Below are 25,326 nucleotides of genomic sequence, written 5' to 3'. Positions count from 1 at the left end.
GCACGTCTCAAAGACACCCAGACTTTGACACAAAAAACACCGGCTTATCGCCGGTGTTCTGGATGCTGCAACAGGTTGGATGGTGCGACCGGCTACCAGGCAAATGGCGCGGTGACCTTGCGCGCGCCGAGCATGAACGCATCGGCCACATGCACGAACGGGGTGACATCCACCTCCGATTCGCCGGCGCGCACCAATTGCACGAAACGCCGGTACAAGCCGTCGTATTCGCCGGCGGCTTCCACTGGCTGCGGCTGGCCATCGATACTGAGCCTGGCACCGCCCTCGCTGAGCATGAGCAGGCCGTCGGTGGTGTCCACTTCGATATCCCAGCGCTGATGGCCGGTCTGCAGAAAATCCAATTCCGCCGTTACCGGCACCCCTGCGGTATCGACAAAACCAAGCCTGGCGTACAGCGGTGCCTGGCGATTTTCCGGCGTGTGCAACTCCGCTTCGCGCAGCGCGAAGGGGCGCGGCAGCAGATGCGTGACGATGGACAGCGCATTGATGCCGGGGTCGAACACGCCCATGCCGCCCGGCTCCAGGATCCAGTCCTGGCCCGGGTGCCAATGGCGAATGTCCTCCTTCCAGGTGAGATGCGCGCGCAGGATCTGCTTGTCGGCCAGCCACGCCCGCGCAGGCTCCACGGCAGCGGCGCAGCGCGAGTGCCAGCTGGTGAACAGGCTGCGTTGCGCACGCTGCGCCAACGCGCGCAGATCGTCGATCTCGGCCAGGGTGGCGGCCGGGGGTTTTTCCAGGAACACATGGCGCCCGGCGGCCAGCGCGGCCTGTGCCTGCGCGTGCCGCCCGACCGGTGGCGTGCACAGCGCCACCGCTTCAATCTGCGGATGCGCCGCGAAGGCCTCTGCCAGGCTGTGGTAGGCCGGCACTCCATCGACCGTGCCATGCCGGCTCACGGTGGCCACCAGCTGCACATCGGCACGCGCGGCGATGGTGGGCACGTGCTGGTCGCGGGCGATCTTGCCGATGCCGACAAGGGCAATGCGCAATGCGTCTGGATGCTTCATCGAAACCTTCGGGCTGATAGTGACGTGGCGGGACCCGCGCGATCGCCCGTTTCGGGCGCATGCACGGACACTGCGGCAGCGGCGCGCTGCACGCGCACGCAACGGCGCAGTGTAAGGTCAGGCTGCGGTTCGCTGCGAGACATCGCTCCTGCTTGTTTTGCTATACCTGCGCCGCCCGGTGGCCGTGCAGGAGCCGCCATGCTGCATCGGTGCAACTGCACGGCACGCCTTGCCGTTCGTGGCCTTCCACCTGGTCGCGCTGGAGCACTCGGCGGCTGCGGTGGGGCGCCCGGCCTGCGGCAGTGTATGGCCAGGCCTGCGACGCCTGCTGCAGACAGAGCTACCTGCATGCGCATTGCGATGCGCTCACATCTCCAGCACGACCTTGCCCAGGTGGCTGCCCTGCTCCAGATAGCGGTGCGCTGCAGCGGCTTCGTTGAGCGGGAAGCGCTTGTCGAGCAGCACGCGCAGCTTGCCCTGCGCGATCCACGGCCACACCACGCGCTCCACTTCCGCGGCCAGGCGCGCCTTTTCGTCGGCACTGCGCGGGCGCAGCGTCGAGCCGGTGAGGATGGCCTGCTTGCGCATCAGCAGCGGGATCGGCACCTCGATGGTCGAGCCGGCCTGCGAGGCGATGTAGACGATGCGCCCGCGTGGGTTGAGCGCCTCCAGGGTGTCGGCGAATACCGCAGCGCCCACCATGTCCAACGACACATCCACCCCGCCGTGCGCCTTGGCCACGTCGACAAACGATTCGGTGGTGGAGTCGATCGCCACATCGGCGCCCAGTTCGCGCGCCTGCGCCGCCTTGCCCGCCGAACGCGCAGTCGCCAGCACATGCGCACCGGCGGCCTTGGCCATCTGGATCGCAGTCACGCCGATCCCGGACGTGGCGCCATGCAGCAGCAGCCATTCCCCGGCCGCCAGCCGGCCATGCTCGAACAGGTTGGTGTACGCGGTAAAGATGGTTTCCGGCAGCGCCGCGGCATGCGCCAGATCCATGCCAGGCGGAATCGGCAGCACATGCCGCGCGTCGACCGCTGCGTACTGTGCGTATCCGCCACCGCCCAGCAGTGCACACACCCGATCGCCGACCTTCCAGCGACCGGCCGGCTCCACGATCTCGCCGGCGATTTCCAGCCCGAGCGTCTGCGGCGCGCCGGGCGGCGGCGGATAGTGGCCGGCACGCTGCAGCAGGTCGGGACGATTGATCCCGGCCGCATGCACGCGGATCAGCACCTGCCCCGGCGCAGGACGCGGGCGCGGCTGCTCGCTGGCGTACAGTGCATCCGCATCGCCTTTGCCATCGCGAATGGCGATTGCAGTCATCGTGGTATCGCTCATGCGCAGCACTCCGTAGAAAGTGCACCCAGTGTAGAGCTGCCCGCGTCAACGTCCGGCGCAAGCCCGGTCGCGACATAGCACGCAAGCGCGGCGCAACCACCGCCTCCATCAACTCACGGCAGGCAACGACGCGATGGCCGGCATCACGCGTGAAACCGGTGCGGCGACAAACGCGATTCGCCTGCCCGCTGCAAGGCAAGGCTTCGCTCGCCACCGCGCGGCAAGCGCCTGCAGGGCCCCGCGGAGCGCGCCGTCATTCCGCTGACAGCACGCCAGGTAACCGGATGCAGGACACCCGCAACCAAATATGCATTCATCGCGATGAAGCGATATTATGCTGGCACGATCCGCCGGACCTGCCGCGATGACGCATCTCAGTTTCGAGTTCTACCCGCCCAAGACCGACGACCAGCGCGCCCAGCTGGACCGCACGGCGGCCAGGCTGAAGGGCTACGCGCCGGAGTACGTGTCGTGCACCTTCGGTGCCGGCGGCTCCACGCTCAGCTATACCTCCGAGACGGTGCGTCACCTCAAGCAGAAGCACGGTTTCGAAGCCGCCCCGCATCTGTCCTGCGTCGGCGGCAGCCGCCAGGAGATCCGCGAGCTGCTCAAGCTGTATCGCGCGATCGGCTGTACCCGCATCGTCGCGCTGCGCGGCGACCTGCCCTCGGGCATGGGCCATCCCGGCGACCTGCGCTATGCCTCGGACCTGATCGCCTTCATCCGCGCCGAGCACGGCGATGCGTTCCGGATCGAGGTGGGTGCGTATCCGGAAACCCATCCGCAGGCGACCGACGCGCTGAGCGATCTGCGTTACTTCAAGGCCAAGGTGGATGCCGGCGCCGATGCCGCGATCACCCAGTATTTCTACAACGCCGACGCGTACTTTCATTTCCGCGACGCCGTGCAGCGCATGGGCGTGGAGATCCCGATCATCCCCGGCATCATGCCGATCTCCAATTTCTCGCAGTTGCGGCGCTTTTCCGAGCAATGCGGTGCGGAAATTCCGCGCTGGATCAGCAAAAAGATGCAGTCCTACGGCGACGATGCCGATGCGGTGCGCGCCTTCGGTGCGGAAGTGGTGGCCACCGTGTGCGAGCGCCTGATCGCCGGCGGCGCGCCTGCCCTGCACTTCTACACGCTCAACCTGGCCAAGCCGACCACGCAGGTGCTGCAGCTGCTCGGGCGCTGAGCCGGCCGGTCGCAGCCATGCCCTCGGCGGGCATCTCCACGCGGGCACATCATCGGCAAACGCGCGCGTGATGCGCAAACGCCGTGCAAGCTGCCACTGTCCCGGCGCGTTGCTCGCCGGCTCACGCACGCCCCGTTACGCTGCGCCGATGCCTCGCCTCCTGCTGCCGTTGTTACTGCTGTTCTGCCTGTGCCCGGCCACGCGCGTGCAGGCGCAGGAGATCCGTCGCTGCGTGACAGCGGACGGGCAGACCATGTTCACCGACCGTCGTTGCGAAGATGTCGGCGCCGCGGCGCGCCCGCCGCCGGCCGCGCGCACGCAGGGCAACACCGGCCTGCATCGCTACGGCTGCCCGCGCCGGCTGAGCGAACTGGTGTCGTTGCTGCAACTGGCGGTGGACAGCCGCGACGTCAATCGGCTCTCCAGCCTCTACCTGTGGAGCGGCCAGTCCGACGCCGCTGCCAACCAGGTGCTGAGCCGGCTGGAGGCGATCGTGCAACGCCCATTGCTCGACATCGTGCCGATGTACCCGCAACGCGATCCGCCGACCTGGGAAGCCGATGCCGGCACGGCAGCGGCTCCATCCCTGGACGGCAGCGCCATCGACGCCCCACTCCCGGCACCGCCAAGCCGCCCACGCCCCTGGGGCCTGCGCCTGGAACAGAACCTCGCCAGCGGTGCGCCCGCAAGCAGCGTGTTGCGGCTGCGCCGGCAGTACAACTGCTTCTGGGTGACGTTTTAGCGCAGCGCCCGGCGTAAGCGGATTGCAGCGGCCAAGTACATGCGACGGCGCATTGCCCCGGCAATCGGTGATGGTGACGATGGTGGTGTGGGCTGCGAGGCAGTGAGCGTATCGGCTCAGAGACTCCGAACCTCATGCCTCATAGGTGACGCTTGCAGGCTATACGACAAGCCGGCCCATGATCTGCGTGACCGCCTGCTGCGGGCTCAGCACGGCGCTGTCGATCACCCAGTGCGGCTCGGTCCAGGCCACGTAATCATGCGCGAGCACGGAGGCCCACCCCGGCACGCGCAATCCGACCACGTCGCTTTGCCGCGATTCCACGCGCTGCCGATGTACGTTGCGATCGCTGCACACTACCTCGATCTCCAGCAAACGGCTCCGTGTGCGACGAGCTACATCGCGCCACGCTTCACGGGTGACCGGCAACGGGTTCACGCAATCGGCAACCACCACGTGACCCTGCTGCAGATTGGCCTCGGCAAGTGCATAGGCGGTCATGTAGCCGGCTGCTCCGACGTCGTTGGCGAGTACACCACTTTCGCGTAGTGACTGCTCAATCGTATCGATACGCAAATAAAACGCAGTGCATTGCGTCAGTAGCGCCTGGGCAATGGAACTCTTGCCGACGCCCGGCAATCCGCCGAACACCACCAAGATCGCTGACTGCAGGGTCACTGCGGCCACAGCGCGCGAATCGCCGCGATGCCCTGCGCGCCATGCGAACGGGCTTCGCGCAGGTCATCGACCTGCATGCCACCGAGTGCGTAGATCGGCAAGGAGACCTGCTCGCGCAAGCGTTCGAACCCATCCCATCCCAAGGGTGTCGCACCCGGATGCGACGCGGTCGCCTGCACCGGGCCCAGCACCGCAAAATCGCAGCCAAGACGCTGTGCGTGGCGCAGGTCTTCCAGTCCGTGACAGGAAGCGGCGACCGGCTGCTCGGCCGGCAACGGGCGCTGCTGCAGGCTGGCCAGTTGCTCCGAACCCAGGTGCACGCCGATGCCGAGTTCGCTGGCCAGTGCGATATCGCGGTTGAGCAGCAGTTGCGCGCGCGTACGGCCGCGCAGGCGCATCACCTGCTGCAGCAAGGCCTGCCAGCGCGCCGGTTCGGCCTGCCGCGCACGCAACTGGATGCGCGTGATGCCGTCCTGCAGCGCACGCTCCAGACCTTCCAGCCACAGCGCGTCATCGTCCGGCTCGGGCGTGATCAGATAGCGGTCGGGCTGGCGCAGCACACCGACCACCGGCACATCGGCCGGCGGCATCGAATAACGGGTCAGTTTGTCGGCGGCCACCCAGGTCATCGCCTGGCCTTCGCGGCCGCGCGGGCTGCCTTTCCATGCGGTGATGTGGCGCACTTCCAGGCGCAGCCGCTTGTCCGGGTACAACTGCGGCACGTCCATCAGCCACTCGCCGACCTGCGCCTCGATACCGAGCTCTTCGTTGAGTTCGCGCACCAATGCCTGTTCGGAGGTTTCGCCAGGTTCGCGCTTGCCACCTGGAAACTCCCACAGGCCGGGCATGTCGCGGGTTTCGGTACGGCGGGTCAGCAGGATGCGGCCGCGAGCGTCGGTGATCACGCCGGCAACGACGTGGATGGATCTTAGAGAATCAGGCATGGCACAAGAGTGCCGCGAGTGAGCCGTTCAGTGCAATCGCTTGGGGGCGGGGATTGGGGATTGGGGATTCGAGATTGGTCAAAGCGCGGCACGTGTGCTTCTGCCAATCCCGAATCCCGAATCCCCAATCCCCAATCCCGGCCTACAGTGGATGCCCGATGCGCCAGAGCACACCGCTGGGATCGTGCAAGGTGAAATCACGTGCACCCCACGGCCGATCTTCCGGCGCGCTGCAGCTCACCCCGAACTGCGCGCCCAGGCCGGTGTCGTGCACGTGCTGCCACCAGCTGTCAGCATCGTCCACCCACAGGTGCAGCATCAGGTTCTCGGCCAGTTCGCGCAGATAGAAATCCTGCAGCAGGAATGCGCAATGCGTGCCATGCCGGAAGCAGGTCACATTGCCTACCTCGTCCTCCTGCACAAAGCCCAGCGCGCGATAGAACCGCTGCGACAGCGCGTAGTCGCGTGCAGGCACGAACACCTTCAATTGCTGGCTGGACAGCAGCGCCATGACCGCACTCCACGCAGGATATGGATCGAGCATACGCCCCGCAGTGGCACCGGCGGAGACGCTTGTATGCGGAAGGCGCCGTTGGCGCCGCGAGAGATGGACAGCGTGTGGCGGACCTGCCGTGCCGAGGCCCGCCGCAAGACAGCTCGCCGGATTCCTCCAGCGTCTATGCCGTGCTTGTCGACCTTGCCTGGCAGCAATGCAAGCTATGGCTTCGCAGGGAGTTGGCCAAGGGCGGCGAAACCTGAGCGTGGCCTCGCACCCGGTCTGCGATATCCCCTTTCCTGCTTCAAGACCCGCTCAGGATCCCATCCGTAAGCAGAGCCCCTTGGTAAGGGGGCGCGCCAAAGGCGCGGGGATCGGAAGCAAGGACCGTGCACCAGGCATCCGCGTAGCGGATGCCTGGTGCACGGTCAACTCAGCTCAGCTGAGTTGACCGTGGCAGTGCTTGTACTTCTTGCCGCTGCCGCAGGGGCACGGATCGTTACGGCCCACCTTGGGCTCGTCGCGGGTCACCTGCGACACCGGCACCGGAGCGTTGCCGCCCTGCATCTGTTCCACTTCCTCGTCGGCACCGTAGCCGCCGGCGTCCTGATGCTGGAACTGCGAGGCCATCAAGCGCGCCTGCGCCTGCAGACGCTCCTGCTCTTCCAGCTCGGCCACTTCCTCTTCGCTGCGGATGCGCACGCGCGCCAGCAGGTTGATCACTTCGCGCTTGACGTTCTCCAGCATTTCGGAGAACAGCTCGAAGGCTTCCTTCTTGTATTCCTGCTTGGGCTGCTTCTGCGCATACCCGCGCAGATAGATGCCCTGGCGCAGGTAATCCATCTTGGCCAGATGCTCCTTCCAGCCCTGGTCGAGCACGGTCAGCATCACGTGCTTCTCCAACGCGCGCATGGTGTCGTTGCCCACCGCCGCTTCCTTCTCGGCAAAGTGCGCATCCACCGCTGCCTGCACCTTGGCCGCAATCTGCTCGGCGTCCAGTTCTTCCTGCGTGCGTGCCATCTCGCTTAGCGCCAGCGGCATGCCCAGCTCCGATTCCAGCGTGGCTTCCAGACCCTTCAGGTCCCACTGCTCATCGACAGAGTTGGGCGGCACGAAGCGTGCGACCAGGTCGTAGATCACATCGCCACGGATGCCGTCGACGTTGTCCTTGACCGATTCGGCATCCAGCAATTCGTCGCGCTGGGCGTAGATCACCTTGCGCTGGTCATTGTTGACGTCGTCGAAGTCCAGCAGGTTCTTGCGGATGTCGAAGTTGTGCGCTTCCACCTTGCGCTGCGCCTTTTCGATCTGCCGGCTGACCAGGCGATCTTCGATGACGTCGTCTTCCTTCATGCCCATCATGCGCATCGCCTTCTGGACCCAGTCCGAGGCGAAGATGCGCATCAGGTTGTCTTCCAGCGACAGATAGAAGCGCGAGGAACCCGGGTCGCCCTGACGACCGGCACGGCCACGCAGCTGGTTGTCGATACGGCGCGATTCGTGCCGCTCGGTACCGATGATGTGCAGGCCGCCGGCCGCCTTGACCGCATCGTGACGACGCTGCCATTCGGTCTTGGCCGCAAGGCGCTGCTCGTCGCTGATGTCGTCGCCCATGGCATGCAGCTCGGTTTCCAGCGAACCGCCCAGCACGATGTCGGTACCGCGGCCGGCCATGTTGGTGGCGATGGTCACCGCGCCCGGCTGGCCGGCGTTGGCCACGATGGTGGCTTCGCGCTCGTGCTGCTTGGCGTTGAGCACTTCGTGCTTGACCCCGGCCTTGCGCAGGTGCTCGGACAGCATTTCCGAGGTCTCGATCGAGGTGGTACCCACCAGCACCGGCTGGCCGCGCTTGGCGCAGTCTTCGATGTCGGCCAGCACCGCGTTGAACTTGCCCTTGCGGTTGAGGAACACCTGGTCCGGATGGTCCTTGCGCACGGTCGGGCGGTTGGTCGGGATCACCACCACTTCCAGGCCGTAGATGCTCTGGAATTCGTAGGCTTCGGTGTCGGCCGTACCGGTCATGCCGGACAGCTTCTTGTACATGCGGAACAGGTTCTGGAAGGTGATGCTGGCCAGCGTCTGGTTCTCGCGCTGCACCGGCACGCCTTCCTTGGCCTCGACCGCCTGGTGCAGGCCGTCGGACCAACGGCGCCCGCTCAACGTGCGGCCAGTGAATTCATCGACGATCACCACCTCGCCATCGCGCACGATGTAGTCCACGTCGCGCTGATAGATCGCATGCGCGCGCAGCGCGGCATTGAGGTGATGCACCACGCTCAGGTTCTGCGCGGCATACAGGCCGTCTTCGGCATTTTCCAGGATGCCGGCCTGCATCAGCAGTTCTTCGGCGTGGCCCATGCCCGCCTCGGACAGATGCACCTGCTTGCCCTTCTCGTCGATCCAGAAGTCGCCCTCGCCCTCTTCGCTTTCCTGCCTGGTCAGCTGCGGCACGATGCGGTTGACGCGGATGTACAGCTCCGGCGACTCGTCGGCCGGGCCGGAGATGATCAGCGGGGTACGCGCCTCGTCGATCAGGATCGAGTCGACTTCGTCGACGATCGCGTAATGCAGGTTGCGCTGGTAGCGGTCGGCCTTGGACAGCGCCATGTTGTCGCGCAGGTAGTCGAAACCGAACTCGTTGTTGGTGCCGTAGGTGATGTCGCTGCCGTAGGCCTCGCGCTTGTCGCTGTGCGGCATGCCCGGATACACCACGCCCACGCTCAGGCCCAGCCAGTTGTACAGCTTGCCCATCTGCGCGGCGTCGCGGCGCGCCAGGTAGTCGTTGACCGTGACCACATGCACGCCCTCGCCCTGCAGCGCGTTGAGGTACACCGGCAGCGTAGCGACCAGGGTCTTGCCTTCACCGGTGCGCATCTCGGCGATCTTGCCCAGGTGCAGCACCATGCCGCCGATCAGCTGCACGTCGTAATGGCGCATGCCGAGCACGCGGCGGCTGGCCTCGCGGCACACCGCAAAGGCTTCGGGAAGAATCTTGTCCAGGGACTCGCCGGCGGCAAGTCGCTGCTTGAACTCCGGAGTCTTGGCTTGCAGCTCGGCGTCGGAGAGCTTCTCGATCGTCGGCTCCAGCGCATTGATCTGGGTGACGAGGCGGTTGAGCTGGCGCAGCTGGCGTTCGTTACGACTGCCAAAGACACGGGTAAGCAGACTGTTGATCATTGAAGAAACCGGTTGAAAAGGAACGGTTTGACCGACGCCGGTCCCCAAGACCCGGCCGCCGTAAACGAAACAGGGCGCACTGCGCCCTGTCGATGGCAACACCCTATTGTAGCTTGGGGCGGGCCTTCACGAATCAAGCGCCGCCCGCGCCGTCGTCAACCGCGCCCGCGGCGGCCCACCGGCGTGTTGGTATCGCCCAGGAACTTGCGCGGATTGACCACCCGCCCGTCCGCCCACACCTCGAAATGCACGTGGGCGCCGGTGGAGCGGCCGCTGGATCCGGCCCGGGCCACCTGCTGGCCAGCGCGGACCAGGTCGCCCACCTTCACCACCAGACGCGAGTTGTGCGCGTAGCGGGTCACATAGCCGTTGCCGTGGTCCACTTCCACCACGTTGCCGTAGCCACCGCGCACGCCGGCATAGCTGACCACGCCGTCGGCGACCGACATCACCGGGTCGCCCACGTTGGCATGGAAGTCCACGCCCTTGTGGAAGGCCGAACCACCGTCGAACGGATCGGCGCGGCCGCCGAAGCCGGAGGTGATGTAGGTGTTGCGGATCGGCATCCGCGAAGGCACCGAATTCTGCTCGAGCTGATGATCGAACATCAGCGCGGCCAGCACGTTCAGTTGCTGGCCGGAGGCGGAGAACTGCTGTTCGACCTGCCCCAGCGTCTGCTTGAGCGACTCGACCGGCATGTCGCTGACCGGCTCGTCGCCGCCACCGACGCCGACCGGGGCATCGAAGTCGAACTCGCCGTCCTTCAGCTTGCCCATTTCGGTCAGCCGCTCGCCCAATGCGTTGAGACGGGTGGCCTGCGCCTGCAGCTCGCCCATGCGCGCGGCCAGTGCGTTGACCTGCGCCTGCGAGGCGCGCTGCGCCTGGGCCAGCTCGGCCTGCTGCCGGGCAACCTTGGCCTGCAACGCGGAATTGGTCACCATGCCGGTGGCGGTGCTGGCACCGATGCCGATCAACATGCCCAGCCCAAGCACGGCGCCGAGGACTACCATCGGTCGATCCGCGGCAAAGCCCTGGAACTGGCGGGCCAACCGCTGCGCCCGGGTTTCGCGAGATTTGATTACAACTTTCTTCAACGCCATATGAGTGTCATGTCCAAGCCCAAGTCCAACGCACGCAACCCTTCCGTCCCACAACCGGCCATCGAGGCCGCGTTGGGTGAAAAGGCTGGCGACCCCTTGCGCCGAGCGTTGTGGCTCGATGCGCTGGACCGACAGTTGCGCCCCCTGTTACCGCCTCATCTGGCCACCCGTTGCCGGCTGGCCAATGTCAGAGACGAACAGCTCGTTTTTCTGGTTGATTCACCTGTCTGGCATGCCAAGTTGCGACTTGCCGAGACCCAACTACTGGATGCCGCCCGATCCATCGGACTGAAGGCCACCGCAGTGACCATCAAGACCGCCACCACCCCACTGCATTCCCCAATGCAGCAGAATCGCGAGCGTCCGCGCCCCGTCTCGGAGGCCACGCACAGAGGTCTGCGCGATGCGCTGGCCTCCCTGCAGGATGTTCCACCCACCAAACGGTGAGCACCGCGCCGCTGGTGCGAAGCGGCCGCCGCAGCGTGAAAGAATTGCGAAGACCGCGCACGACCCGACGCATCCTAGCGGGCCTCAGCCACGCAGGAGTTAGAGAAGTCTTAAATAAAAGTTAAGAACGGGCCGGTAATCCGACGCAGTTCACACTTCGAACGCCGACTGCGGCATTCCCCGACATCAGGCGTAGACGGGGCTGGCGTAGGTGACCGGCGGTTGCACGGTGCCTTCCGGGAAGCTGACCCATTCCCAGGCGGCCTGATCCGCCAGCAGCGCACGCACCAGCTTGTTGTTGAGCGCGTGGCCGGACTTGAAGCCTTCGTAGGCGCCCAGAATGGCCCCGCCGGCCAGATACAGGTCGCCGATGGCGTCCAGGATCTTGTGCCGCACGAATTCGTTGGTGTAACGCAGGCCGTCCTCGTTGAGCACGCGGAACTCGTCCAGCACGATGGCGTTGTCCATCGAACCGCCCAGGCCCAGATTGCGCTCGCGCATGTATTCAAGGTCGCGCATGAAACCGAAGGTGCGGGCGCGCGAGATTTCCTTGACGTAGGCCGAGGTGGAGAACTCGATTTCCTGGCGCGACTGCTTGGCCGGGATCATCGGGTGATTGAATTCGATGGTGAAGCCGAGCTTGTAGCCCTCGTACGGCTCGAAGCGCGCGACCTTGTCGCCCTCGCGCACTTCCACCGTCTGCTTGATGCGGATGAAGCGCTTGGCCTTGTTCTGCTCGACGATGCCTGCCGACTGCAGCAGGAACACGAACGGGCCGGACGAACCGTCCATGATCGGCAACTCGGCCGAGGACAGTTCGACGATGACATTGTCCACACCCAGGCCGGCCAGTGCCGACATCAGGTGCTCGACGGTCTGGATCTTGGCGCCATTGCAGGTCAGGCCGGTGCACAGCGTGGTCTCGGTGACCAGTTCGGCATCGGCCGGGACTTCGACGATCGGCTCCAGGTCCACACGCCGGAACACCACGCCATGATCGACCGGAGCCGGTCGTAGCGTCATGTACACCTTGTCGCCGCTGTGCAGGCCGACGCCGGTGGCGCGAATGGTGTTCTTGAGAGTGCGTTGCTGGGTCATATGCGAAGTCTGGATGAACAATGCAGACAGACGCTGAACCGGCTGTCTAATCCGTAGAGATTATCTGAATTTTAACAAGTCGCGCGTGACGGGAACTGTAATCCCCGGGTCACGCCACTGCAAAAGCTGCCGGATCGTGGCCGATCCGGCAGAAAGGACATGGCACTGCACCCCCGGGGCGAACCCCGGGGCGGGACGGACCGCGCCGCCGTAGCGACGCAGCCGACGATCCTCAGTCGGCCTGGCGGCGCAGAAACGCCGGGATATCCAGGTAGTCGTTGGGCAAGTCTGCGGCCGGCGCAGCCGAACCGCCGCCGTTGTTGCTGCCGCTGCCGACCGAGTCGCTGCTCGGACGACGCAGGCCCAGGCCCATGCTGCCGCCGACGGCCTTGGACACCGCATCGCCGCCGCTGGTGTCGAAATCGCCGAACTCCGGCTGGCCAGTGGTGGCGTTGCGCACCAGCTTGATCGGCGCGCGCTGGTCCGGACGCTGGGTCTGGCGGGCAACCGCACGGTTCAGGCCGGTGGCCACCACGGTGACGCGCACTTCGTCCTGCATGTCCGGGTCGAGCACGGTGCCGACGACCACGGTCGCATCTTCCGAGGCGAACGCTTCGATGGTGCGGCCGATCTCGTCGAACTCGGACATGGTGAAGTCCGGGCCGGCGGTGATGTTGACCAGGATGCCGTTGGCACCGGCCAGGTTGACGTCGTCCAGCAGCGGGTTCTGGATGGCGGCTTCGGCAGCGGCCTGCGCGCGATCGTCGCCGCGAGCCGAGCCGGTGCCCATCATGGCCAGGCCCATTTCCGACATTACGGTGCGCACGTCGGCGAAGTCGACGTTGATCAGACCCGGACGCACGATCAGGTCGGCGATGCCCTGCACGGCGCCCTGCAGCACGTCGTTGGCAGCGCGGAAAGCCTGGATCATGGTGGCGTTGCGGCCGAGCACGGTGATCAGCTTTTCATTGGGGATGGTGATCAGCGAGTCGCAATGCTGGCTCAGCTCCTCGATGCCCTTGAGCGCGACCTGCATGCGGCGACGGCCTTCGAACGGGAACGGCTTGGTGACCACGGCCACGGTCAGGATGCCCATTTCCTTGGCCAGCTGTGCAACCACCGGGGCGGCGCCGGTGCCGGTACCGCCGCCCATGCCGGCGGTGATGAACACCATGTCCGCACCCTGCAGCGCGTCCATGATGCGCTCGCGGTCCTCCAGCGCGGCCTGGCGGCCGACTTCCGGATTGGCGCCCGCGCCCAGGCCCTTGGTGACGTTGGTGCCGAGCTGCAGCTGCAGCTTGGCGCCACAGTTCTTGATCGCCTGCGAGTCGGTGTTGGCGGTGATGAACTCCACGCCATCGACATTGGTGTTGACCATGTGCGCAACCGCGTTGCCGCCGCCGCCGCCCACGCCAACGACCTTGATTACCGCGTTGGGAGCCATCTTTTCGATCAGTTCAAAATGTGCCATGTCAGTGTCCTCTTGAGCCGGGATTGGGGAGTGGGGATTGGGGAGTCGCAAAGGCGCTGGTCCCTGTCCCACTCCGCATCACGGCGAGTGTTGTTGTTTGAAAGTCGGGATTCGTGTGCCTGGGCCATGGATGCGCTGTTGCGCTCTACGACTCACGGCACCTACTCCTCGACGCAATGCCTGCAAAAAATTTTACCGCCTACCCGCTCGCCGCTCTCCACTTAATCGTTGCTACCACTCTGCTTTTTTTCGCCCTTGCCAATCCCAAATTCCGAATTCCAAATCCCGGCCCCTCAGAATTCCCCGCGATACCAGTTCTTCAATTTCTTGAACAAGCTCCCGGCGCGACCGGTCGGGATCGACGGGCGGCGCGGGTGTTCGATCTGGCTGCCCATCAGCAGCAGGCCCACGCCGGAGGCGTGCACCGGGTTGCCGACGACCTCGCCCAGGCCGGTGACGTGCTGGGGAATGCCCACGCGCACCGGCATCTGCAACATTTCTTCGGCCAGTTCGACCACGCCTTCCATCTTCGACGCACCGCCGGTGAGCACCATGCCGGCGCGCACCATTTCCTCGAAACCGGAGCGGCGCAGTTCGGCCTGCACCATTTCGAAGATTTCCTCGTAACGGCCCTGCACTGCCTGCGCGAGCGCATGCCGCGGCATGCGCCGCGGCGGACGATCGCCGACCGACGGCACCTGGATGCTTTCTTCGGCGGTGGCCAGCTGCGCCAGCGCACAGGCGTAGCGCACCTTGATCTGTTCGGCTTCCGGGGTGGGCGTGCGCAGCATGTGCGCGATGTCGTTGGTGACGTGGTCGCCGGCGATCGGCAGCGAGGCGGTGTGGCAGATCGCGCCCTGCACGTAGACCGCAAGGTCGGTGGTGCCGGCGCCGATATCCACCAGCACCACGCCCAGTTCGCGCTCGTCGGCGGTCAGGACCGCCACGCTGGAGGCCAGCGACGACAGCACCAGATCGTCCACCTGCAGGCCGCACTTCTGCACGCACTTGGTGATGTTGGCCGCTGCCGACTGCGCGCACACCACCAGATGCGCGTGCACCTCCAGGCGCACGCCGGTCATGCCGACCGGATTGCGGATGCCTTCCTGCGAATCGTCCAGCACGTACTCGCGCGGGATCGCGTGCAGGATGCGCTGGTCGGCAGGAATGGCCACGGCCTTGGCCGCATCGAGCACGCGCTCCAGATCGCTCCAGGTCACTTCGCCGTCGCGGATCGGCACGATGCCGGGCGAGTTCTTGCACTGCACGTGGTTGCCGGAAATGGATGCGTACACCGAGCGGATCTCGCAACCGGCCATCAGCTCGGCCTCTTCCACCGCGCGCTGGATCGACTGCACGGTGGACTCGATGTCCACCACCACGCCGCGCTTGAGACCGCGCGATTCATGCGAACCGATGCCGATCACTTCGATCGGATTGCCGGGCGAGTACTCGCCGACCAGCGCGACGACCTTGGAGGTGCCGATGTCCAGTCCAACGATGAGGGATTTGTCGCCTTTGCGGTTCATGTCTTAAAGCCGGGATTCGGGATTTGGGATTCGGGATTGGAGAAAAGCGGGGTATGGGTGCGAGGGAGTTGCAGCACGACCGTGTGATGTGCGGCGGGCGTGGCCGGCGGAGGTTTTTTCTTGGTCTCGGGCACCGCGTTTTCCAAATTCCGTTCGACCGTGAAGCCGTTGGTGTAGCGCAGGTCGGCGCGGGCGATCGGGCGTTGCGGGTCGGCCAGTTGCGGCAGCACGCGGGCGAAGCGCTGCAGGCGCGCGCGGGCGTCGTCGCGGCCGATCACGATCTGCACGCCATTGCTCAGTCCCAGCGACCAACTGCCGCGCGCGTCCATTTCCAGGCGCTCCACATCCAGCCCGGTCGGCGCGAACAACGCGCGCGATTCGTTGTAGAGCGCCACCACGTCCTGGGTCTTGCTGTCGGGGCCACCGAGTTGCGGCAGCTTGAAATCCTTCAACAACGGCGGGGTGCGGAACAACCGGCCCTGCTCGGACAACATGCGGTCGGTGCCCCAGCGCGCGAACGGCTTGTGCTCGGTGACGTGCACTTCCAGCACGTCCGGCCAGCGCTTGCGCACCTGCGCACTTTCCACCCACGGCAGGCGCGCGATGGCGTCCTGCGCGTTCTGCAACTTCACCGCGAAAAAGCCCGCGCGCGCATATGGCAGGACCACCGCGCGCAACTCTTCGGCCGGCACCCGCTTGAAGTCGCCCGACACCCGCAAGCGCGCCAACGGCCAACGCTCGGCACCGACCCAGCCATTGAGCACGGCCACCACCGGCAACGCGACCAGCGCCACCGCGAGCAACCACGCCAGGATGCGCAAGGTGGCGTTCATGCGCGCGCTCCGCGCGCGGGAATGGGGAATCGGGAATAGGGAATCGCAACGGCGCGCGCTGCGCGCGCGGGATTGAGGATTAGGGATTGGAGATTCGCCACGGCAACAACAACGGCGCGCATGGCGTCGCTGTTGGCCAATCCCGAATCCCGAATCCCCAATCCCCGCGTCATAGCGTCTGCTCCAGCACGCGCCAGACCAGTTCTTCGAAATCGATGCCGAGCTGGCGCGCGGCCTTGGGCACCAGCGAGTGGCTGGTCATGCCGGGGGCGGTGTTGACCTCCAGCAGATACAGCTGGCCGCTGGCACGGTCGCGCATCACGTCGACGCGGCCCCAGCCGCGGGCACCGGCAGCGCGGAAGGCGTCCAGGGCGAGCTGGCGCAGTTGCGTCTCGGCATCGCCGTCCAGGCCCGGGCACAGGTACTGGGTGTCGTCGGCCAGGTACTTGGCGTTGTAGTCGTACCACTGGCCCTTGGGCACGATGCGGATCGACGGCAGCGCGACATCGCCGAGCACGGCCACGGTGAGTTCGTCGCCTTCGATCAGCTGCTCCATCAGCAGCGCGCCGTCGTAGCGCGCCGCCAGCAGCACGGCTTGTTCGAGCTGGGCCTGGTCGAACACGCGGCTGATGCCGACGCTGGAGCCTTCGTTGGCCGGCTTGACGATCACCGGCAAGCCGATCTGCCGCGCGGCGGCATGGATGTCGTCGGCGCTGGCACCGGCGGCCAGGCGCGCATAGCGCGGCGTGGACAAGCCTAGCGACAGCCACACCTGCTTGGTGCGGATCTTGTCCATGCTCAACGCCGAGCCCAGTACGTTGGAGCCGGTGTACGGCACCTTGAAGGCTTCCATCAGGCCTTGCACGATGCCGTCTTCGCCGCCGCCGTTATGGCCGTGCAGCACATTGAAGACGCGATCGAAGCGTTTTTCGACCAGCGCCTGCGCCAGGGCCGGAATGCCGTCGACCGGCTGCGCGTCGACACCGCGCGCGCGCAGTGCGTCGAGCACGTTGCTGCCGGAGTTCAACGACACTTCGCGCTCGGACGAGGTACCGCCGAGCAGCACGGCGACGCGGCCGAACGCGGCCGGATCGCTGGTACGTGCGTTGGGAATCACCGCGCTCATGCGCTCGCTCCGGTGAAACCGTTGTTGATGATGTGTTGCGCGACATAGCCGATATCGCCGGCGCCCATCATCAGCAGCAGATCGCCGTCCTGCAGCACGTCCGGCAGCACTTCGGCCAGGCCGGAAATCTGCCCGACCACCACCGGTTCGCTGCGGCCGCGCGCACGGATCGCACGCGCCAGCGCGCGCGCATCGGCGCCCGGAATCGGTGCTTCGCCGGCCGGATAGACCTCGCTCAGCACCAGCGCATCGACGGTGCTCAGCACCGCGGCGAAGGCATCGAACTGATCGCGGGTACGGCTGTAGCGATGCGGCTGGAATGCCACCACCAGGCGCTTGTCCGGCCAGCCGCCACGGGCGGCGGCGAACACCGCTTCCAGCTCGCGCGGATGGTGGCCGTAATCGTCGACCACGCGCACGCGCGCACCGGTGCTGGTGGTGACTTCGCCCAGGTCGTTGAAGCGGCGGCCGATGCCGGCGAAGTTTTCCAGCGCACGCGCGATGGTCTCCGGCGCCACGCCCAGCTGCCAGCCGATCGCAGCGGCCGCCAGTGCGTTGAGCACGTTGTGGCGGCCCGGCAAGGCGAGCGTCACCGGGGTGGTGGTGCCTTCGGGCAGACGCAGCGTGAAGCGCATGCGCGGGCCGTCCTGTACCACGTCTTCGGCGCGTACGTCGGCGTTTTCGCTCATGCCGTAGCTCATCACGTGGCGCGGCGTCTTGCCGGCCAGCGCGGCCACTTCCGGGTCGTCGATGCACAGCAACGCCAGGCCGTAGAACGGCAGGCGCTGCAGGAACTCGGCGAAGGCGGCCTGGATGCGTGCGAAATCGTTGCCGTAGTTTTCCAGGTGATCCGAATCGATGTTGGTGATCACCGCCATCAGCGGATTCAGGCGCAGGAAGCTGCCATCGCTCTCGTCGGCCTCGGCCACCAGCCACTGGCCGCCACCCAGCTTGGCGTTGGCGCCAGCGGCCAGCAACTGCCCGCCGATGACGAAGGTCGGATCCAGCCCGCCCTCGCTCAGCACCGCTGCGGCCAGGCTGGTGGTGGTGGTCTTGCCATGCGTGCCGGCCACCGCGATGCCGCGACGGAACCGCATCAACTCGGCCAGCATCGCCGCACGCGGCATGATCGGAATGCGCTGGCTGCGCGCTTCCATCAGCTCGGGGTTGTCTTCGCGGATCGCGCTGGACACCACCACGCAATCGGTGCCGAGTACGTTGGCCGCCGAATGCCCGCGCATCACCCGCGCACCCAGCTTGGCCAACCGCCGCGTCGCCACGTTATCGGAGTTGTCCGAGCCGGAGACTTCATAGCCCAGCGTCAGCATCACCTCGGCAATGCCGCTCATTCCGGTGCCGCCGATACCGACGAAATGCACGCGCGGAAATGCACGCACCAGGTCGCCACTGTCCTGCAGACGGCGGATCACGCAGCACCTCCGGTGGAGGTGCCGGGATTGGGAATTCGGGATTGGAGATTGGCAACGGCGGCGATCGATCGCGCCGAGAATTGACCATTAACGGATTTCTGCATGCTTTCCTGCTTGTGCTGTTGCTCTTTACGAATCCCCAATCCCGAATCTCCACTCCCGGCTTCCTGGAGAATGATGTCGGCGATGCGTTCGGCGGCGTCCGGCTTGGCCAGGGTGCGGGCGGCCTGCGCCATCGACAGGCGGCGGACGGGGTCGGTGAGCAGGGTCTGCAAGACCTGCTGCAAGCGCGCGGCCAGGGTGTCGTCCTGCTTGAGCAGCACGGCGGCATCGGCGCCGACCAGGTATTCGGCATTGCGGGTCTGGTGGTCGTCCACCGCTGCGGCGAAGGGCACCAGCACGCTGCCGATGCCGGCGGCGCACAGTTCGGCCAGCGTGGAGGCACCGGCGCGGCACACGACCAGGTCGGCCCAGGCGTAGGCGGCGGCCATGTCGGCGATGAAGGGTTCGACGCTGGCGTTGACGCCCGCCTGCGCGTACGCGGCCTCGGCTTCGGCGCGCAGCTTTTCGCCGCACTGGTGGCGCAGCTCGACATCCGGGTGACCGAGCGCCGCCAGTGCCGCCGGCACCGCCTGGTTCAATGCGCGTGCGCCCTGGCTGCCACCGAGCACCAACAGACGTACGGCAGTGCCACGGCCGAGCAGGCGCGTGGCCGGCGCGGGAAGCGCTGCGATTTCCGCACGCACCGGATTGCCCACCGCTTCTTCGCCGGCGAAGCTGCCCGGGAAACCGGTCAGCACACGGCGCGCAAACCGCGACAACACCTTGTTGGTCATGCCGGGCGCGCGGTTCTGCTCATGCACCAGCAACGGCACGCCGAGCAGCCGCGCTGCCAGGCCGCCCGGGCCGGCCGCAAAGCCGCCGAAACTGATCACTGCACGCGGCTGGCGCTTGCGCAGCACGAAGCCGGCGGCGCGCACTGCGCGCATCACCCGCACCGGTGCACCGAGCAATTTCACCAGGCCCTTGCCGCGCAGGCCGCTGATGGCCAGCGTATCGAGTTGAATATCGTGCTGCGGTACCAGCCGGGTTTCCATTGCGCCGTCGGCGCCCAGCCAGGTCACCGGCACGCCACGCGCGCGCAGCACCTTGGCCACGGCCAGACCCGGGAAGATATGCCCGCCGGTGCCGCCAGCCAGAATCATCACTGGTCGGATCCCCGCACCTGGATGTGCAGACGTTTGCGCGGGATTTGCATGAGCGCTCATGCAATCCTCCCGAAGGTCGGTTCCACGCGCGGCTGCATGCGGCTGGTGCCGCGCAGGAACTCGGACGCATGCGCAGACGTGGCCGAGGCTGCAGCAACCGGTGCCGGGGCGGGTGCGGCGGCAACCGGCTCGCGCTGCGGCTTGCGCGCGGGCGCATAGGCCGGCGCGGCCGATTCGACCACCGGTTCGGCCGGCTCGGCCGACGCTGCGCCCGCACCCTGCGGCGACAACTTGCTGCGCAGGCGCTCGGCACGATCCATTTCGTAGGACACGCGCAGCAGCAGGCCCATCGCCACGCAGGTCATCAGCACCGACGAACCGCCGGAGGAAATCAGCGGCAGGGTCAGGCCCTTGGTCGGCAGGATGCCCAGGTTCACGCCTACCGAGACGAAGCTCTGCAGGCTGATCCACAAGCCGATGCCGAAGGCGATGTAGCCGGAGAAGTGACGCTTCATTTCCACGCAGCGCATGCCCAGCCAGAACGCGCGGCCGACCAGCAGCGCGTACAGCGAAATCACCCCACACACGCCGACAAAGCCGAGCTCTTCGGCGATGACCGAGAAGATGAAGTCGGTATGCGCTTCGGGCAGGTAGTTGAGCTTCTGCACCGAGGCGCCCAGGCCCACGCCGGTCCACTGGCCGCGGCCGACCGCCATCAAGGCGTTGGACAGCTGATAGCCGGAGCCGAGCTGGTCGGCCCACGGGTCCAGGAACGAGGTGATGCGACGCAGCCGGTACGGCTCCAGGATCGCGATGAAGGCGAACACCGGCAGGCCGAACACGATCGGCATCGACATGCGCGGCAGGTTCACCCCGCCCAGCACCAGCATGCCGGCGGTGATCGCCAGCAGCAGCGTGGACGAGCCGAAGTCCGGCTGCATCAGCAGCAGGCCGACCAGTGCGATCGCCACGCCCAGCGGCTTGAGCATCGCCGGCCAGGTTGCATTGACCTCGTCGCGAAAGCGCACCAGATAGCTGGACAGCCACACGATGTAGAGCACCTTGACCGCTTCGACGGTCTGGAATTTCGACACGCCCAGGTTGATCCAACGCTTGGCGCCGTTGACGCTGCTGCCCAGGCCGGGCACGAACACCACCATCAGCAGGCCGAAGCAGGCCAGCAGCAACACCTGGTTGTACTGCTCGATGGTCTTGAGCTCGGTACGCATCGCCCAGAACGCCAGGCCCACGCCGATGCCCAGGAACAGCAGATGGCGGGTCAGGTAATAGAACGGGTTGTCGGACAGCTCGATCGAGCTGGACGCCACCATCACCACGCCCAGCGAGGCGAGCGTGGCCGCGGCCCCGAGCAGCCACGGGTCGTAGCGGCCGCCGATGGCGTCCAGTCGCGTGGCCTGGCGGGACATGTCGTTCATCAGCGCACCTTCAACGTGGCAAGGCCGATCAGCACCAGCACCACCGAAATGATCCAGAAGCGCACGATCACGCGCGGCTCCGGCCAGCCCTTGAGTTCGAAGTGGTGATGGATCGGCGCCATGCGGAACACGCGCTTGCCGGTCAGCTTGAAGCTGGCGACCTGGATCATCACCGACAGCGTTTCGATCACGAACACCCCGCCCATGATTACCAGCACCATCTCCTGGCGCACGATCACCGCGATGGTGCCCAGCACCGCGCCCAGCGACAGCGCGCCGATATCACCCATGAACACCATGGCCGGATAGGTGTTGAACCACAGAAAGCCCAGGCCTGCGCCGGCGATCGCCGAGCAGATGATGATCAGCTCGCCGGCCCCGGGAATCAGCGGGATCTTCAGGTATTCGGCAAACACCACGTTGCCCGAGGCGTAGGCGAACACGCCCAGCGCACAGGCCACCAGCACGGTCGGCATGATCGCCAGGCCGTCCAGGCCGTCGGTCAGGTTGACCGCGTTGGAGAAGCCGACGATCCAGAAATAGGCGATCACCACGAAGCTCACGCCGGCCAGCGGCAGCGCGATCGACTTGAACATCGGGATGTAGAAGGTGATCGCGGCCGGCACGTCGGCGGTGTAGTACAGGAACAGGCCCGCAGCCAGGCCGAAGATCGACTGCAGCAGATACTTCCAGCGCGACTTCAGGCCGTTGGGATCACGGCGCACGATCTTGATCCAGTCGTCGTACCAGCCGATCGCACCGAAACAGACCATCACCGCCAGCACCAACCATACGTAACGGTTGCGCAAGTCGCCCCACAGCAGCACCGACAAGGTCACCGTCAGCAGGATCAGCGAGCCGCCCATGGTCGGGGTGCCGGCCTTGGAGAAATGCGTCTGCGGGCCGTCCTGGCGGATCGGCTGGCCACCCTTGAACTGGGCCAGCTTGCGGATCACCGCCGGGCCCATCCACAGCGACAGGAATAGCGCGGTCAGCGCGGCCAGGATGCCGCGGAAGGTCAGATAGTTGAACAGCCCGAACAGGCTCTCCAGTTGCTGCAGCCAACGCGCCAGCTCAAGCAGCATGGGATGCGTCCTCCGCCGGTGCGAGCAGCGCGGCGACGATGCGGTCCATGGCGCTGCCACGGGAGCCTTTCACCAGCAGCGTGGGCGGGGTTTGCGCCGTGGTGGCGGCAGTCTGCGCCGCCGCACCGGTGTGTTCGTACATCGAAGAAGATTCCTGCGTTTGGGTCGGCGAAACGGCGAGCTGCGCCAGATCCGCCTGCAAGGCCGCGATCAACGCGGCATGGGTGGCGAACACGCGGCCGCCCTCGCCGAACGCCTGTGCGGCGGCGGCACTGAGCTCGCCCAGCGCGTACAGGCGCTGCAGCTTGGCCGCGCGCGCGCGACGTCCGGCGGCGGCATGCAGGGCCGCGCCTTCCGGGCCGAGTTCGCGCATGTCGCCCAGCACCAGCCAGCCTTCGCCAGGCGCAGCGGCCAGGGTGTCGATGGCGGCATCCAGCGAGCCGGGGTTGGCGTTGTAGCTGTCGTCGATCAGCACCGCGCCGCCAGGCAGGGCGTGGGTGCTCTGACGGCCGGCCACCGGACGCACCTGCGCCAGACCGGCGGCGATGATCGGCAAGGCGATGCCCGCACCCAAGGCCAGGCCGGCCGCAGCCAGCGCGTTGAGCACGTTGTGGCGGCCCGGCAACGGCAGCGCGATCTGCGCCTGCCCTTGCGGGGTCACCAGGGTGAATTGCGCGCCACTGGCCTGCAGCCGCAAGCCATGCGCGGTGATGTCGGCACTGGCCTGCAGGCCGTAGCGCAACACGCGGCGGCCCTGCACCGGCTGCGCATGCAGTTGCTGCTCGAACCAGGCAGCGAAGGCATCGTCGGCATTGATCACCGCCACGCCATCGGCCGGCAATGCGGCGTAGATGGCGCCCTTGGTGCGGGCGACGCCGAGCAGGCTGCCCAGGCGTTCCAGATGGGCAGGCGCAATGTTGTTGACCAGGGCCACGTGCGGCTGGGCGATCTCGGTGAGATAGGCGATGTCGCCCGGCTTGCCGGCGCCCATTTCGTAGATCGCCAGGTCCGCATCGTCGGGGGCGGCGATCACCGCCAGCGGCAGGCCGATCTCGTTGTTGCGGTTGCCCGGCGTGGCGTACACGGTGGTGCCGTCGACACGCCCGGCCTCGGTCAGGATGGCCAGCAGCAGCGCCTTGACGCTGGTCTTGCCGTTGGAGCCGGTCAAGGCGATCACCCGCGTGGCACGATCGCGCTGCATGCCGGCGGCGATACGCGCCAGCGCCAGTTCGGTATTTTCCACCAGCACCTGCGGCACGCTCAGCGCCGGCAGCAGGCGATCGACCAGCACACCGCTGGCGCCGTGCGCTACCGCGTCTGCGGCAAAGTCGTGCCCGTCGAAACGCTCGCCGCGCAGCGCCACGTACAGGCTGCCGTTGGCCAGCGTGCGGGTGTCGTTGCCGACGGTGTCGATCATGGCGTCGTCGCCATGCAGCTCGCCACCGGCCCAGTGGGCGATCAACGACAGCGGCGTGAGCTTCATGCGCGCACTCCCAGCACGGTACGCGGCAACAAGGCCTGCGCCGCCACGATGGCGTCGTCGAAGGCATGCCGCACGCCGGCGACTTCCTGGTATGGCTCGTGGCCCTTGCCGGCGATCAGCACGATGTCGGAGGCACTGGCCATGCTGATGGCCTGATGGATCGCCGCGGCGCGGTCGCGCTGCACGATGGCCGCATCCGGGCGTGCGAAGCCGCGCAGGATATCGGCCACGATCACATCGCCATCTTCGCCGCGCGGGTTGTCGTCGGTGACGATCGCCACGTCGGCATTGACCTCGGCAATGGCCGCCATCTGCGGGCGCTTGCCGGTGTCGCGCTCGCCGCCGCAGCCGAACACGCAGATCAGCCGGTCCTGTGCATGCGCACGCAGGCTGGCCAATGCCTGTTCCAGCGCGTCGGGCGTGTGTGCGTAGTCGACGACCACCAGCGGTGCGCCATGCGCGCCGCCGAGGCGATTCATGCGGCCGTGGATCGGTTGCAACCGACCGAGCACTTCGGCGATCTGCGCCGGCGCGATCTCCAGCGCAGACAACGCACCGGCCACGGCCAGCAGGTTGTCCACGTTGAAGCGGCCCAGCAGCGGCGAGTGCACCGGGTGCACCTGGCCGTCGAGATGCAGCGCGAAGTTGATGCCGTTGTGATCCAGCTGCAATGCCTGCGCACGCACGCCTGCCTGGGCCTGCGCGCGCGAGCTCACGCCGATCGCGCGCAGCGCGGGGTCGAGCGAGGCCAGCAGCGTGCGGCCGAATTCATCGTCCAGGTTCACCACCGCGGCCTTCAATCCGGCACGCGTGAACAGCCTGGCCTTGGCCGCGCCGTACTGCGCCATGTCGCCGTGGTAATCGAGATGGTCGCGGGTGAGATTGGTGAACACCGCCACGTCGAAATGCACTGCATCCACGCGGCCCTGGTCCAGCGCATGCGAGCTGACTTCCATCGCCACCGCCTGCGCGCCCGCGTCGCGCAACTGCGCCAGCAAGGCATGCGTCTGCAGCACCAGCGGCGTGGTGAAACCGGTCGGCACGGCGCTGCCGTACAGGCCGACGCCCAGGGTGCCGAGCGTGCCGGCCGGGGTGCCGAGCAGCGTCAGGGCCTGCGCCAGCAATTGCACGGTGGAGGTCTTGCCGTTGGTGCCGGTGACGCCGACCATGCGCATCGCCCGCGAGGGCTGGCCGTGGAACTGATCGGCCATCGCGCCCAGGCGCGCCCGCAGGCCCGGCACCGCGATCGCGTCGGCCGGTGCCGGCAGATCGGCCGGCGCCGGCGGCTCGAACAACACCGCCGCCGCGCCATTGGCGCGCGCCTGGTCGACAAAGCCCAGACCATGCGCACCGAAACCGGCGATCGCCACGAAGGCATCGCCCGCACGCACCGCACGGCTATCCATCACCAGGCCCGAGACCTGCACCTCGTGCGCAAGCGGCACGTCCGGCAACAACTGCGACAGCGGCATGCTGCGG

Annotated in this window: 21 protein-coding genes; 3 read left to right on the top strand and 18 right to left on the bottom strand. The window is 66.6% G+C overall.

The window, feature by feature from the left end; genetic code table 11:
• Nucleotides 1–92 precede the first annotated feature (92 nt).
• Nucleotides 93–1,028 (bottom strand): Gfo/Idh/MocA family oxidoreductase, encoded by a 936-nt coding sequence (locus ABQ039_RS03935; RefSeq protein ID WP_349778189.1) that lies wholly within the window; start codon nt 1,026–1,028, stop codon nt 93–95.
• Between the two features lie 366 nt (nt 1,029–1,394).
• On the bottom strand, nt 1,395–2,372 hold the full coding sequence (locus ABQ039_RS03930; protein WP_104543330.1) for an NAD(P)H-quinone oxidoreductase: 978 nt from the start codon (nt 2,370–2,372) through the stop codon (nt 1,395–1,397).
• 364 nt (nt 2,373–2,736) lie between these two features.
• Here ABQ039_RS03930 and metF point away from each other — a divergent pair, with 364 nt between their 5' ends.
• Together metF and ABQ039_RS03920 are read left to right on the top strand one after the other, a co-directional pair.
• Nucleotides 2,737–3,564: a methylenetetrahydrofolate reductase [NAD(P)H] gene (gene metF / locus ABQ039_RS03925; RefSeq protein WP_024938327.1), complete on the top strand. Its 828-nt coding sequence runs from the start codon at nt 2,737–2,739 to the stop codon at nt 3,562–3,564.
• 70 nt (nt 3,565–3,634) lie between these two features.
• Nucleotides 3,635–4,306 (top strand): hypothetical protein, encoded by a 672-nt coding sequence (locus tag ABQ039_RS03920; RefSeq protein WP_349778188.1) that lies wholly within the window; start codon nt 3,635–3,637, stop codon nt 4,304–4,306.
• A gap of 159 nt (nt 4,307–4,465) precedes the next feature.
• Here the strand turns inward: ABQ039_RS03920 and ABQ039_RS03915 are convergent, their stop codons facing one another.
• The 5 genes from ABQ039_RS03915 to ABQ039_RS03895 all read right to left on the bottom strand — a co-directional run bounded on the left by ABQ039_RS03915 (nt 4,466) and on the right by ABQ039_RS03895 (nt 10,701).
• Nucleotides 4,466–4,978, bottom strand: a complete 513-nt coding sequence (locus ABQ039_RS03915; protein WP_104569437.1) for an AAA family ATPase — start codon at nt 4,976–4,978, stop codon at nt 4,466–4,468.
• 2 nt (nt 4,979–4,980) lie between these two features.
• Entirely contained in the window at nt 4,981–5,928 is a 948-nt protein-coding gene (locus ABQ039_RS03910) for a Nudix family hydrolase (protein WP_349778187.1), read from the bottom strand.
• A gap of 142 nt (nt 5,929–6,070) precedes the next feature.
• Nucleotides 6,071–6,439 (bottom strand): VOC family protein, encoded by a 369-nt coding sequence (locus tag ABQ039_RS03905; protein WP_054591399.1) that lies wholly within the window; start codon nt 6,437–6,439, stop codon nt 6,071–6,073.
• A 423-nt stretch (nt 6,440–6,862) separates the two neighbouring features.
• Nucleotides 6,863–9,601, bottom strand: a complete 2,739-nt coding sequence (gene secA, locus ABQ039_RS03900) for a preprotein translocase subunit SecA (RefSeq protein WP_024938330.1) — start codon at nt 9,599–9,601, stop codon at nt 6,863–6,865.
• Nucleotides 9,602–9,756: 155 nt separating this feature from the next.
• Nucleotides 9,757–10,701: a M23 family metallopeptidase gene (locus ABQ039_RS03895; protein WP_024938331.1), complete on the bottom strand. Its 945-nt coding sequence runs from the start codon at nt 10,699–10,701 to the stop codon at nt 9,757–9,759.
• Between ABQ039_RS03895 and ABQ039_RS03890 the strand changes: the two genes are divergently transcribed.
• On the top strand, nt 10,702–11,148 hold the full coding sequence (locus ABQ039_RS03890) for a DUF721 domain-containing protein (protein WP_080959932.1): 447 nt from the start codon (nt 10,702–10,704) through the stop codon (nt 11,146–11,148).
• A 186-nt stretch (nt 11,149–11,334) separates the two neighbouring features.
• Here ABQ039_RS03890 and lpxC read toward each other — a convergent pair whose 3' ends face one another.
• The 11 genes from lpxC to ABQ039_RS03835 all read right to left on the bottom strand — a co-directional run bounded on the left by lpxC (nt 11,335) and on the right by ABQ039_RS03835 (nt 25,319).
• On the bottom strand, nt 11,335–12,246 hold the full coding sequence (lpxC, locus tag ABQ039_RS03885; RefSeq protein ID WP_024938333.1) for a UDP-3-O-acyl-N-acetylglucosamine deacetylase: 912 nt from the start codon (nt 12,244–12,246) through the stop codon (nt 11,335–11,337).
• A gap of 232 nt (nt 12,247–12,478) precedes the next feature.
• Complete coding sequence (ftsZ, locus tag ABQ039_RS03880; protein WP_016902188.1) at nt 12,479–13,717, bottom strand: cell division protein FtsZ; 1,239 nt, start codon at nt 13,715–13,717, stop codon at nt 12,479–12,481.
• A 293-nt stretch (nt 13,718–14,010) separates the two neighbouring features.
• Nucleotides 14,011–15,246 (bottom strand): cell division protein FtsA, encoded by a 1,236-nt coding sequence (ftsA, locus tag ABQ039_RS03875; protein ID WP_003485272.1) that lies wholly within the window; start codon nt 15,244–15,246, stop codon nt 14,011–14,013.
• Nucleotides 15,243–16,079 carry a cell division protein FtsQ/DivIB gene (locus tag ABQ039_RS03870; protein ID WP_054591400.1) on the bottom strand — a complete coding sequence of 279 codons (837 nt, stop codon included), beginning with the start codon at nt 16,077–16,079 and terminating at the stop codon, nt 15,243–15,245. The genes ftsA and ABQ039_RS03870 overlap by 4 nt, the downstream gene beginning before the upstream one ends.
• Nucleotides 16,080–16,248: 169 nt before the next feature.
• Entirely contained in the window at nt 16,249–17,205 is a 957-nt protein-coding gene (locus tag ABQ039_RS03865) for a D-alanine--D-alanine ligase (protein ID WP_184230134.1), read from the bottom strand.
• Nucleotides 17,202–18,635, bottom strand: coding sequence for a UDP-N-acetylmuramate--L-alanine ligase (murC, locus tag ABQ039_RS03860; protein WP_016902185.1), 1,434 nt, complete (start codon nt 18,633–18,635; stop codon nt 17,202–17,204). The genes ABQ039_RS03865 and murC overlap by 4 nt, the downstream gene beginning before the upstream one ends.
• Nucleotides 18,632–19,903, bottom strand: coding sequence for an undecaprenyldiphospho-muramoylpentapeptide beta-N-acetylglucosaminyltransferase (murG, locus tag ABQ039_RS03855; protein WP_184610293.1), 1,272 nt, complete (start codon nt 19,901–19,903; stop codon nt 18,632–18,634). The genes murC and murG overlap by 4 nt, the downstream gene beginning before the upstream one ends.
• Nucleotides 19,900–21,279 (bottom strand): putative lipid II flippase FtsW, encoded by a 1,380-nt coding sequence (ftsW, locus tag ABQ039_RS03850; RefSeq protein WP_024939424.1) that lies wholly within the window; start codon nt 21,277–21,279, stop codon nt 19,900–19,902. Before ftsW ends, murG begins: the two co-directional genes overlap by 4 nt.
• Nucleotides 21,279–22,364, bottom strand: a complete 1,086-nt coding sequence (gene mraY / locus ABQ039_RS03845) for a phospho-N-acetylmuramoyl-pentapeptide-transferase (protein WP_024939425.1) — start codon at nt 22,362–22,364, stop codon at nt 21,279–21,281. The genes ftsW and mraY overlap by 1 nt, the downstream gene beginning before the upstream one ends.
• Nucleotides 22,354–23,847: a UDP-N-acetylmuramoyl-tripeptide--D-alanyl-D-alanine ligase gene (murF, locus tag ABQ039_RS03840; protein WP_184610291.1), complete on the bottom strand. Its 1,494-nt coding sequence runs from the start codon at nt 23,845–23,847 to the stop codon at nt 22,354–22,356. Before murF ends, mraY begins: the two co-directional genes overlap by 11 nt.
• Nucleotides 23,844–25,319 carry a UDP-N-acetylmuramoyl-L-alanyl-D-glutamate--2,6-diaminopimelate ligase gene (locus ABQ039_RS03835; protein ID WP_024939427.1) on the bottom strand — a complete coding sequence of 492 codons (1,476 nt, stop codon included), beginning with the start codon at nt 25,317–25,319 and terminating at the stop codon, nt 23,844–23,846. Before ABQ039_RS03835 ends, murF begins: the two co-directional genes overlap by 4 nt.
• Nucleotides 25,320–25,326: the final 7 nt, after the last annotated feature.

The sequence above is a fragment of the Xanthomonas sp. WHRI 6108 genome, assembly GCF_040202385.2.
Taxonomy (GTDB): domain Bacteria; phylum Pseudomonadota; class Gammaproteobacteria; order Xanthomonadales; family Xanthomonadaceae; genus Xanthomonas; species Xanthomonas arboricola.
This window is presented reverse-complemented; position numbering and strand designations above follow the sequence as displayed.